Annotated in this window: 9 protein-coding genes; all 9 read left to right on the forward strand. The window is 56.5% G+C overall.

Translation table 11 applies throughout. The features are described 5' to 3' along the window. The first annotated feature begins 237 nt into the window (after nt 1–237). The 9 genes from KJ869_02775 to KJ869_02815 all read left to right on the forward strand — a co-directional run bounded on the left by KJ869_02775 (nt 238) and on the right by KJ869_02815 (nt 11,847). On the forward strand, nt 238–1,008 hold the full coding sequence (locus tag KJ869_02775) for an AAA family ATPase (GenBank protein ID MBU1576113.1): 771 nt from the start codon (nt 238–240) through the stop codon (nt 1,006–1,008). Between the two features lie 22 nt (nt 1,009–1,030). Further along, entirely contained in the window at nt 1,031–1,666 is a 636-nt protein-coding gene (locus KJ869_02780) for a hypothetical protein (GenBank protein MBU1576114.1), read from the forward strand. A 371-nt stretch (nt 1,667–2,037) separates the two neighbouring features. After that, nucleotides 2,038–2,241 (forward strand): hypothetical protein, encoded by a 204-nt coding sequence (locus tag KJ869_02785; GenBank protein ID MBU1576115.1) that lies wholly within the window; start codon nt 2,038–2,040, stop codon nt 2,239–2,241. Between the two features lie 29 nt (nt 2,242–2,270). Next, entirely contained in the window at nt 2,271–3,155 is an 885-nt protein-coding gene (locus KJ869_02790) for a ParB/RepB/Spo0J family partition protein (GenBank protein MBU1576116.1), read from the forward strand. Between the two features lie 52 nt (nt 3,156–3,207). After that, nucleotides 3,208–5,655 (forward strand): DUF2339 domain-containing protein, encoded by a 2,448-nt coding sequence (locus KJ869_02795; GenBank protein MBU1576117.1) that lies wholly within the window; start codon nt 3,208–3,210, stop codon nt 5,653–5,655. Then, nucleotides 5,652–7,025 carry a DUF3999 family protein gene (locus KJ869_02800; GenBank protein ID MBU1576118.1) on the forward strand — a complete coding sequence of 458 codons (1,374 nt, stop codon included), beginning with the start codon at nt 5,652–5,654 and terminating at the stop codon, nt 7,023–7,025. The genes KJ869_02795 and KJ869_02800 overlap by 4 nt, the downstream gene beginning before the upstream one ends. Before the next feature lie 39 nt (nt 7,026–7,064). Beyond that, on the forward strand, nt 7,065–7,547 hold the full coding sequence (locus tag KJ869_02805; protein MBU1576119.1) for an adenosine-specific kinase: 483 nt from the start codon (nt 7,065–7,067) through the stop codon (nt 7,545–7,547). Nucleotides 7,548–7,579: 32 nt separating this feature from the next. Continuing rightward, nucleotides 7,580–9,340: a S8 family serine peptidase gene (locus KJ869_02810; protein MBU1576120.1), complete on the forward strand. Its 1,761-nt coding sequence runs from the start codon at nt 7,580–7,582 to the stop codon at nt 9,338–9,340. Nucleotides 9,341–9,393: 53 nt separating this feature from the next. Further along, on the forward strand, nt 9,394–11,847 hold the full coding sequence (locus KJ869_02815; GenBank protein ID MBU1576121.1) for an AMP-binding protein: 2,454 nt from the start codon (nt 9,394–9,396) through the stop codon (nt 11,845–11,847). The last annotated feature ends 54 nt before the right edge of the window (nt 11,848–11,901 follow it).

An 11,901-nucleotide genomic window follows, 5' to 3' on the forward strand; every position in this document is an offset into this window, starting at 1 on the left:
AATCAGCTTTGTCTTTTTCATTGTTATTCCTTTCCTTTTATTTACTTTGGGCTTATTATTGTATATATGCTATAATAACTGTGATCATAAGTCAATACTTTATTTGAAGTTTAACGATTTTATCAAACCTTGCGGCTTTTCGGTTTTCCTTGACAAAGGCCGGCAGGCTATATTATCATATCAGTTTGCCAACCAACTTATCGGCACCCCCAATCAGGCTATTTTAGGAGCGTTTCAATGTCGCGCATCATCGCTTTGGTTAATCAGAAAGGCGGCGTGGGAAAGACCACCTCGTCCATCAACCTGGCGGCTTCGCTGGCCGTGCTGGAGAAGCCCACTTTATTGGTGGACATCGACCCCCAGGCCAACGCCACCAGCGGACTGGGCATAGACAAAAGTTCGGTGGAGACCGGCATCTACGATGTGTTGTTGAACGAAGTGCCTATCAACGACATAATAATCCAGACCCAGTTGGACAAACTGCATCTGGCGCCCTCCCAGATAGACCTGGCCGGGGCCGAGGTGGAGATGGTGGGAATAGAGGGCCGGGAGAATCTCTTGAAGCCCCATCTGGAGAGCCTGCGCGACAGGTATAAATATATCCTGATAGACTGCCCGCCGTCGCTGGGGCTGCTGACCGTCAACGCTTTGACCGCGGCCGACTCGGTGCTGATACCCATCCAGGCCGAATACTATGCCCTGGAAGGCCTGGGCCAGCTGCTTAACACCATAGACCTGGTGAAGAACGGCCTCAATCCGGAGCTGGACATTGAGGGCATCCTGCTGACCATGTACGACTCCCGCCTTAACCTGGCCCAGCAGGTGGCCGGGGAGATAAAAAAGCATTTCCCTGAAAAGGTTTATGAGAACTTCATCGCCCGCAGCGTCCGGATAGCCGAGGCCCCGTCCCACGGCAAGCCGATCATATTATATGACGTCAATTCCAGCGGCGCCCAGAGCTACCTGGCCCTGGCTAAAGAGGTGGCGGCCCGGAGAGGCGCGAAATAATCATTTTACAGAGGAAGCCCCGATGAATAAAAGACCCTTTTCCATCCTGCGGGTAGTGGCCGCCCTTACCGCCCTGGTCGTCGTCATCCCGGGCTGCGCCACATTGACCGAGATGGCCGGAGCGCTGTCCAACCTGCAGCGCTTAAAGTTCAAAGTGGCCGGGGTGGCCGGTTTTACCGTGGCAAACATCAGCCTCTCCGGAAAACAGCAGATAACCGACTTTGGCCTGATGGACGGAATAAATCTGCTGGCCAGCTATAACCGCAAAAAACTTCCGGCCGGGTTCACCCTCAACATCGAGGCGCTTAATCCCAACGACGGCACCGGCGGCTCGCCCCAGACCAGCTCCACCCTGACCAGCTTTGAGTGGCGGCTGTTGATAGACGACAAGCCCACCGTCTCCGGCAATATCCTGGAGCCGATAGAAATCCCCGGCACCGGCCAGTCGGCCGTCATTCCGCTGCAAATAAGCCTGGACCTGGTGGAATTCTTCGGAGAGAAGGGCTATAACGACCTGATGAACCTGGCTCTGGCGTTGGGCGGGGCCCAAAGCGACATCAGCCGGCTGGCCATAGATGCCCAGCCACGGGTCAGCACCCCGCTGGGGGAGATCACCTATCCCGGCCGGATCATCATAGTATCCAAAGAGTACCGATAAAGGAGCACCAGTGAACGTAAAGGGAACCGCCCTGGCGGTGCTGCCGATATTCATCGAAAGCAAATTCGGTCAGGAGGGGCTGAATAAGTGGCTGGAATCGCTGAACTCCGAGGCGGTAGCGCTGTACAAGGATTCCAATACCATCAAGGTAAACCAGTGGTATCCCTTAAAGGAAAGCTACTTGGAGCCGACCGCCGCCCTGTGCGAGCTTTTTTATAACAACGATCCCAAAGGAGCGTGGGAGGTCGGGCGGTTCAGTGCTGACTATGCCTTAAAGGGGGTTTACAAGGCCTTCGTTAAGATGACCTCTGTCAGTTTCTTCATCAAGCGGGCCAGCCTGCTGATGACCACCTCTCTACCAGCCCAGCAAAATGGAGCTCAAATCGTCCACCTACAGCCAGGCAGTCCTCCACATGACCGAATTCCCCGAGGCCCACCGCCTGATAGAATCGCGCATCGGCGGCTGGATCCAGCGCTCATTGGAGATCCACGGTTGCAAAGAGGTGGCGGTGGAGACCACCAAGTCCCTGGCCAACGGCGATCCCCTCACCGAGCTTATCTTGAAGTGGAAATAATTACGACACATTAGAATATTGGAGACCCCATGACCGCACAGAAAAGAGGCCTGGGAAAGGGCCTGTCGGCCCTGATCCCGGCCAAAAAGACCGCCGCTGTAACGATCACCCCGCACCCTGAGGGCATTGAGCGCTTCCTGAAGCTGTCCGAGATAAAGCCCAACCGCTTTCAACCCCGCCGATCTTTCCGGGAAGCCGAGCTGGCCGAACTGATGGATTCCATCAAAGAGAAGGGGGTTATCGAGCCGGTGATCGTCCGTCGCAGCGGGTCCGGATATGAATTGGTAGCCGGGGAGCGACGCTTGCGGGCCTGCCAGAAGCTGGGCCAGGAAAAGATCCCGGCCATCATCCGCCAGGCCACCGACCAGGAGGCCCTGGAGATCGCTTTGATTGAGAACATCCAGCGGGAGAACCTCAACCCCATCGAGGAATCGCGGGGCTACGAACGGCTGGTCAGGGAATTCAGCCTGACCCAGGAGGCATTGGCCAAAAAGGTGGGTAAGGAGCGCTCAACCGTGGCCAACAGCCTGCGGTTGCTGGCCCTGCCGGAAGAGATACAAAAAATGCTGGAGGATGATAAGCTGACCGCCGGGCACGCCCGGGCCCTGTTGACTGTAAGCGACAAGAGGAAACAGCTATCGCTGGCTCATTCCATATTATCAAAGGGCCTGTCGGTAAGGGAGGCCGAAGCCCTAGCCAAGGGGGAGCCGGCAAAGACTTCCGCCCCAGCTTCGGCAAAAACGCCCAGACAATTGGACCAGCACTTGACAAATATCCAGAACGAGATCCAGCGGGCCCTGGGCACCAAGGTCCGGATAGTATCCCAGGGGAAGAACAAGGGTAAGATCGAGGTGGAATATTATTCGGCCAATGATTTTGAGAGAATACTGCAGAAGCTCAATATCAAGTTATAAAATTTTTGGCACGGCAAAGAACCGTGCCATATTTTTATCCAAAGGAGAGTATATGGAGGGATTGATCGTATTGTTAGCTTTGGCAATAATCGCCCTTCCGGTAGTAGCGATAATCGTTAATTTCAAGACCCACAAGAGCATCAGGCAGCACCTATTCGATATGCGGTCAGATCTCGCCAGAATCAGCTCCGCCATAGAAGACCTAAAAAAGACACTCCGTTCACAGGGCGTCACAGATCAACCCGCCACAGTTCCACTGGAATCATTAGCGCCAACGGATGCTACTGTTGAAACCAACGCGCCCTCGTCGGCTCCAGCCTTCTCGGAAAAAGAAATCCCACCTGCCGGAGTTTCGGCTGCAATAATAAAAACCGGGGCTGCGGTTTCGCCACTCCCTTCTTCGCCAGCCGCGCCAAAATCGCACGCCATAGAGAACGTCGAGGGCGCCTTGGCCAAAATCTGGAACTGGCTGATAGTGGGAGAGGAGTACCGCAATCCCAATGTTTCGATGGAATTCGCCGTGGCCAGCACCTGGTTGCTGAGGGTGGGGATCGTGGCCCTGGTGGTCTGCGTGGGGTATTTCCTCCGCTGGTCCATCGACAAGGGCCTGCTGGGCCCGGCCGGGAGGGTAGCCCTGTCGGTCCTGGCCGGGCTGGTGATGTTGGTGGCCGGAGTCCGTAATGTCGGCAAAAAGTACCATTTGCTGGGCCAGGGTTTTCTAGGCGGCGGGATAGCCTGCCTCTATTTTGCCATGTATGCGGCCGGACCGATGTACGCGCTGGTGCCGACCCCGGCGGCCTTCGGGTTGATGTGCCTGGTGACGTTGACGGCAGGCGGCCTGGCAGTCATGACCCGGTCGCAACTGGTGGCCATTTTGGGCATCGTCGGCGGTTACGTCACACCGGTGATGCTGCGGACAAACCAGCCCAACCTGCCGGTGCTGTACCTGTATCTGCTGCTGCTGGGCCTGGGGGTGCTGGGGATAGCTCACCGCCAGCAGTGGCGACCGCTCAACTATCTGGCCTTTCTGTTCAGCTGGGGAATATTTTTGGGCAGCCTAGGCAACTACCGGCCAGAGGATCATTTTACCTTAGCCATTGTGTTCCTCTCCCTGCTGTTCGTGCTGCAGTCAGTCATCGTATATTTCTATAATCTGGTCCGCAGAAGGCCGTCGACAGCACTGGAAGTCATTCACCTGCTGCTGAACGGGCTGCTGTTCGCCTCCATTTCATACCACTTGATCCTGGAGGCCCTGGGCCGGCCCTGGCCGGCCGTTATGTGTGTGGCCCTGGCTGCGTTCTATGCGGCCCACATCGCCGTCTTTCTGAGGAACCGGATCAATGACCGGCCGCTGTTGATAGCCCTGCTGGGACTGGCGGGTTTTTTCACGGCCCTGGCCATACCGATCATAACCGAACGGGAGTCGATGACCATCTGCTGGTCGCTGCTGGCGTTTTTCTTTTTATGGGCCGGCCAGAAACTGCAGAGCAACGTCCTTAAGGCTATGTCTTCGATCCTGTATCTGCTGGTAATCGGACGGCTATATTTTCTTGATATCCCCCGAATTTTCTCACATCTCGATTGGATAACCCGGCCGTCGGCTATCTATTGGAAAAGCTTTTTTGGTAGGTTCTGGACATTCGGCATCACTATCGTTTCATTCTTCGCTTCAGCCATACTGTACCGACGCAAGCCAGAGGGAACATATCCTGCCGGTCCCGGAATCGATATCAAGCCGGTGGGACAGGACGGCGCCATGGGCCATGCGGCCTTCTGGATCGGGGTGGCGGCCATTTTCACTGTTGCCTCTCTGGAGCTGGCGCAGATGTTCAGTTATCTGCCGCCTTTCCGGACGCCGGTCCTCACCTGCCTGTGGGCGCTGCTGGGCCTATATCTTTTACGATATTTTCTGGCGGAACATAAATCGGTTTACCGGACCGTTGCCATTTGCATTCTAATAGTAACGGTCGTTAAACTTTTGTTTATCGATGTCCCCGGATGGCACTATGGGTCGATTGCGATGGCATCCGGCGGCCAACTGACCGGCATGCTGGTCAGGGCGCTCGACTGGGGGGCGGTGCTGGTCATGGTCTATCTGTTTGCCCGTTCCGTCCGCGGGAGCGAGGGACCAGCAAACCTTTATTCCATATTCAAGGTGGCCGGCACGGCCCTGCTGTTCCTGTACGCCAGTTTCGAGACCGACGTCTTTTTCCACTGGCAAGTGCCGGACTTCCGCACCGGCTCGATATCGGTGCTGTGGGCGCTTTTCGCCATCAGCTTCATCGCCATCGGCATCCGGAACGCCGGAAAGGGGTGGCGCTATGCCGGGTTGATCCTTTTCGTGGTGGTGGTGGGGAAGGTGTTCTTTTCGGACCTGGCCGGCATGGAGACCATCTACCGCGTTTTAGCCTTCATGCTGGTGGGACTGCTCCTCATCGCCGGGGCCTTCGCCTACATCAAGGCCAGCAAGAATTTCACCGCCAAAGAGGCCAAACAATGAAAATATTAACAGCAACACTCCTGCTCTGCGCCTGCGCAGTATGTCAGGGCTCTGTAAATCCAAATGACTTCAGATACCGCAAGGAGCTTGCCGTCCTGGACAGCCTGCAATCGGATGTCGGCGTCTTTAGGCTCGACGGCGACATCTACCGCGGCACCAAAGTTGACCTTACGGACATCCGCTTGGCTGGGCACGACTACCGCGAGGTGCCCTATCTCATCCGGTTGGCCACCCGCACCGATACGGTGACGGTCCGTTATCCGATCGGTCTGGGAACCATTGAGTTCAAGGAACAACCGGATAACAGCATCACCATCATCCTGAACCGGAAAGAGACCGATTCGATCCCGGACGAGCTGGAGATCAGGACGCCGGCTGTCAATTTCGAAAAAAGCATCTCGGTATACGGCAGCGACGACAGGGCGGCCTGGCAGGCCCTGGCCGTCAGCCAGCCGATATTCGACTATTCGCGGCACATCGACGTCCGCAACACCAGTGTTACCCTTAAAGGTCCGGCCTTCTCTTATTACAAGGTGGTGATTGGAAACGCGATCGAGGTCAAACGATCGCCCTTTAGCCAGATCGTTACCGAGGCCGGGACTCGGCCGGGGGTGCGTTACGAATCTTTTATACAGAACACCGAACCGTTCCGCATTGAGCGGGCCGCGTTCTTCGGAGTCAAATCCGAGGTCCGGGCCGCCAATCCACTGCAGGTTGCCTATCCCCTTCCGGTGACGTTCTCGGCTTCCGACACCGTGAAAAAGGCGACGCTGATCTATTGCCGGTCCGACCGGCAGCCCGTTAATGAGATCCGCCTGGCAACCGCCAGCCGGATATTCAGGAGGCAGGTTTTGGTGGAGGGAACAAACGATACATCCAAAACCGCAGATTGGACTACCTTGGCTACAGGCATCGTGCAACGGCTGACGATGGGAGCCTTTCACCGGGAGAACCTGAGCATCCTGCTGGGAGGATGGCAACGGTATCCGCGATACCGTCTGAGGATCGCTAATGAGGACAATCCTCCCATCGAGGTGACCGAAGTCACGGCAATGGGCGGAATCCACCAGATATATTTTTTCCATAATCAGGCTGAAACGCTGACGGTGTATTATGGCGGGGAGGATGTCAAACCGCCGCGGTATGACGTGGCGGCCATGCTGGCCGACATTCCCCGGGTTGAAGGCGCTCAGTGGCGTCTGGGGGCGCAGCTGACGGCAGACAAAAAGGGGCCGGGCCGTTACCGGGTGTGGCTCAGTCCCAAAAACATCCTGATATTCTCGCTGGTGGTTATGGTTGGTGTGCTGGCCGTGGTGCTGTTTCTGATAGTTAAAAAAGTTGAGCAGGGCACTGACCAGAAAAATGAATAATGGTTCCCATGATTTGGTAATTTGAATTAGGAGTGTGTTATGGACATTAAGACGGTTTCCATACAGAAACCAGAGGACATCAACTTCATCCTGGGGCAGTCCCATTTTATCAAAACAGTAGAGGATCTCTACGAGATATTGGTCTCCTCTGTCCCCGGGATAAAATTCGGGCTGGCCTTCTGCGAGGCCTCGGGTGTCTGTCTGATCAGAGCCGAGGGAACGGATAAAGAGATGATCGCGTTGGCAGTTGAGAACGCCGGGAACATCGGGGCCGGGCACAGCTTCATAATATTTTTAAGGGACGCCTATCCCATCAACGTCCTCAACGCTGTAAAGAACTGCCCAGAAGTATGCCGCATTTTCTGCGCCACCGCCAATCCCTGTCAGGTGATAGTGGCTGAAAGCGAACAGGGGCGGGGCATACTGGGGGTGATAGACGGCTTCGCCCCCAAGGGCGTGGAGGATGAGGAAGGCGTTAAGTGGCGAAAAGAGCTTCTGCGCAAGATCGGATATAAACAATAGTTAAAAAATTTGAACTTCATGGGATTAAAAAGATGAATGCTTTTTTTAAAATTGTTTTTTGGGCTGGCGCGACGTTTTGGCTTTTTCTTTCATCCGTCACCGCCCAGCCGCCGATAACCGGCCGCCTGGCGTCAGCATTAGAAAAAACCAAGGCCGATACGACGATAGTGGTGTTGGTATTCTTTTACGACAAGGGATTTTCCACCAAGGACGAATTAAGAAGCGCTTTGGATCGGCGCGGCCTGCAGTTGTCTCCGCGGGCTCTCAAGCGCAGGGCCAAGATGGGCCGCCAGGAGATGACTTTTGAGGACCTTCCGGTAAATACCGATTACGTCCATCGGATCGAGTCCCTGGGCGCAAAACACCGACAGTCATTAACCTGGTTCAACGCCGCCAGCTTCGAGATGACCGGATCGCAGGTTAAGACCTGCCAAAACCTAAGCTTTGTAAAAACCATCGATCTGCTTCCGGCCCGCAGAAAAAGGATCATGCCGGAATTAGAAACCATCAGCCCTAAGATGCCGGATACCGAAAGCCCCAAGGCCCATCTGCTGAACTATGGCCCGTCATTTACCCAGGACAGCCTGATCAACGCCGTGATCTGCCACGACTCCGGCTATTCCGGGGCCGGGGTGCTGGTGGCCATGCTCGACAACGGCTTCCGCAAGGGCCATCAGGCTTTCGATTCGATCCGTAGTTCCGGGCGGCTGGTGGACGAATGGGACTTCTGCAGCAGCGCCGATACTGTCGATTGGGACGCGCACGGTACAGCCATCTGGTCGGCGGCCGGCGGCTACGTGCCAGGACAGCTGATCGGCCCGGCCTATAAATCCCTGTGGGCCATCTATCACACCGAGGACATGAGCCAGGAGATGCCGGTGGAGGAGGACCACTGGGTGGCCGCCCTGCAACGGGCCGACTCGGTCGGCGCGGAGGTGGTCTCCAGTTCGCTGGCCTACCGCGATTTCGACTTGCCCCAATATTCGTATTCCTACGAAGACCTGGACGGCAACACCGCCATTTCATCCCTGGCCGCCCGCCATGCCGCATCGCTGGGCATCATCGTCTGCAACGCCATGGCCAACTCCGGCCCGTCGCTGGGAACCCTGGCCGCCCCGGCCGACGCCGATTCCATCATCTCGGTGGGCGCCACCGATTCCTTCGGGATCATCGCCAGCTACAGCTCCCGCGGCCCGACCTACGACGGAAGGCCGAAGCCGGAGGTCTGCGCCCAGGGAACCCAGGTCTATCTGGCCTCCTGGACCACCACCACCAGCTACGGCCGGGGATCCGGCACCTCCTGCTCCACCCCCTTGGTGGCCGGGGCCTGCGCCCTGATCCTGGAGGCCCACCCCGACTGGACGCCGATGCAGGTGCGGGAGGCCTTGATGATGACCGCCAGCCGAAGCACCAGTCCTGATAGCAATACCTACGGCTGGGGAATTATCGATACCTGGGCGGCCATACATTATTCAGCCAGCGGCGCAACCGGGGAAAACCCGCAGCCAAGGGTCGGGCCGGGGCTGGCGCTTTCCTGCCGGCCGAATCCGATGCGGTCAGAAGCTGTCATAAGTTTTACCATGCCCAGACCGGGCAGCGCTAAGCTGTCGGTCTATGACATAACTGGCCGGCTGGTATATCAATCACCGACCATCAATGCCGCCCCGGGAAACAACCAATTCTCCTGGTACGGTCGTGATTATTCTGGCCGATTGTTGGGTAACGGGGTTTATTTCTGCCGGGTAAACGGCGGAGGCCAGGCCGGAATAATAAAGATCACCATTATCCGCTGAACCTGTTTTTTCCCCAGTAAAACTTTACCGATAATTTACTAAGAGGATCGATTTTGCTGATCAAAGATTTTAAAAAGGCCGCCCTGATCTACCGGGGCCGGGAGATATCCTACGCCGAGACCATCTCCCTGGTGAACCGCTTCGCCTCCTGCTATCAATTAAAGAAAGGAGACCGGGCAGCTGTCTTTGCCGAGAACCGCCCAGAGTGGATCCATGCATATTTTTCTATATGGAAGAACGCCGGCATCTCGGTGCCCATCGATTACCTGGCCCCGGCCGATGAGGTGGCCTACATATTAAATGATTGCCGACCAACGGCTGTCTTCTGTTCGCACAAGACCAAAGAGGTTTTGGCCGAAGCAGTCAATTTGCTGGAAGGGGCCTACCGCCCGGAGATCCTGACCTTCGAGGAGTTTTCTCTGCCGGAAAATGCGCCGGACAAGATAGCGGACGAGCCGGACAAGCATGAGACCGCCACCATCATCTACACATCCGGCACCACCGGCAGTCCCAAGGGGGTGATGCTGACCCACGACAATATTATGGCCAATATCGAGGACGTGGTGGACAACACCAAAATATACACCGCCGATGACCGGCTGCTGGCCATCCTCCCGTTCCACCACATCTTCCCGCTGATGGGGACCATCATGGCCACCCTGTATTGCGGCGCCACCCTGGTGATCCTGGAGAAGATCTCCTCCGAGGAGATACTGAACGCCCTGAAGCAATACCGGATCACCATCATCATCGGGGTTCCCCGGCTGTACCGGCTGTTCCACAAGGGGATGATCGACGAGGTCAATGCCAGCCCGGCCGCCAGAATGCTGCTGAAGCTTACCCGTGGGTTAAAGCAGCCGGCTTTTGGTCGATTGATCTTTAAAAAGGCCCAGGAGGCCTTCGGGGGGCATATCAAATACTTCATCTCCGGCGGGGCCAAGCTGGACGAAAGGGTGGGCGGCGACCTTTACGCCATGGGCTTCGAGGTGCTGGAGGGCTTCGGCATGACCGAGGCCGCCCCGATGATAACCTTCACCAAGCCCGGCCAGGTAAGGATCGGCTCCCCCGGCACCCCCACCAGCCAGACCGAGGTCAGGATACTTGACGGCGAGGTGCTGGCCCGGGGCCGCAATATAATGAAGGGCTATTACAACAAGCCGGAGGACACCGCCGCCATTTTAAGGGACGGCTGGCTGCACACCGGCGACCAGGGCTATCTGGACAACAAGAACCGCCTATTCATCACCGGGCGCAAGAAGGAGATCATCGTCCTGTCCAGCGGCAAGAACATCAATCCCGAGGAGATCGAGAACCGCATCCTGTCTCTCTCCCCGCTGATCAAGGAGATAGGGGTCTACCCCCGGGATGAGAAGCTGGGGGCGGTTATCCACCCCGATTTCCTGGCGGTCAAGAAACAGCAGGTGGTCAACCTGCGGGAGACCATCAAGTGGCTGGTGCTGGACAAGTTCAACCTGACGGTGCCCAGCCACAAGAAGATCCACCACTTCACTCTGGTCAATGACGAACTGCCCAAGACCCGGCTGGGCAAACTGAAAAGATTCCTTCTGCCGCAGATGGACGCCAAAACCGCCGAGACCCACCGCTTGAGGCCCGATCCCGACACCGAAGAATACCGGGCGCTTAAAACCTACCTGGAAAAGGCCCTGGATCAGTTGGTCTATCCCGACCAGCATCTGGAGTATGACCTGGGGCTGGATTCCCTGGGAAAGATAGAGCTGGACCTGTTCCTGGAAAAAAACTACGGGATTAAACTGGAGGACCAGGAATCGGTGGCCCACCATACGGTGGAGGCCCTGAGCCAGCTGATCGCCGAACAGAAAAAGACTGTCAGCACAGAGCCGTCGGACTGGCACAGCACCCTGCAGGAGAAGACCGACTTTCCGCTGCCTCAAAGCCGGTTCATGCAATGCCTGATGAAATTGACCACCGCGCCCCTGTTCCGTCTATACTTCCACCTGCGGGGACAGGGACAGCAGAATCTGCCGCCTGGCCCGTTCATCCTGGCCCCCAACCATCAGAGCTTTCTTGACGGGATATTCCTGGCCATCCTGCTGCCCAATAAAATACTCAAAAATACTTTTTTCCTGACCGCCGGAAAACATATTAAAACACCCATCAACCGTTTCTACGCCAACCACAGCAACCTGCTGGTGATGGACATCAACCGGGACTTAAAGAGCACCTTGCAGCAGGCGGCGGCGGCCATCCGGCAGGGCAAAAACCTGGCCATCTTCCCCGAGGGGGCCCGTAGCCGGGACGGCAATCTGTTGGAGTTTAAGAAGACCTTCGCCATATTGAGCAAAGAACTGCAGGTGCCGGTGGTGCCGGTGACCATCTCCGGGGCCTATGCCTCGTTCCCCATTGGCCGCAAGCTACCCAAGGCCGACAAGGTGTCGCTAAAATTCCTCCCAGCCATTTACCCGGGACAGATGGACTACGACCAGATCACCAGTCAGACCAAGCAAGCTATTGCGGAGAATATTTAAGACAATATTTTTCACCCAACTCATCCCCGCCTGTCGGACAAACATGGGCAGTGC

Source organism: Candidatus Edwardsbacteria bacterium, assembly GCA_018821925.1.
Taxonomy (GTDB): Bacteria; Edwardsbacteria; AC1; order AC1; family EtOH8; genus UBA2226.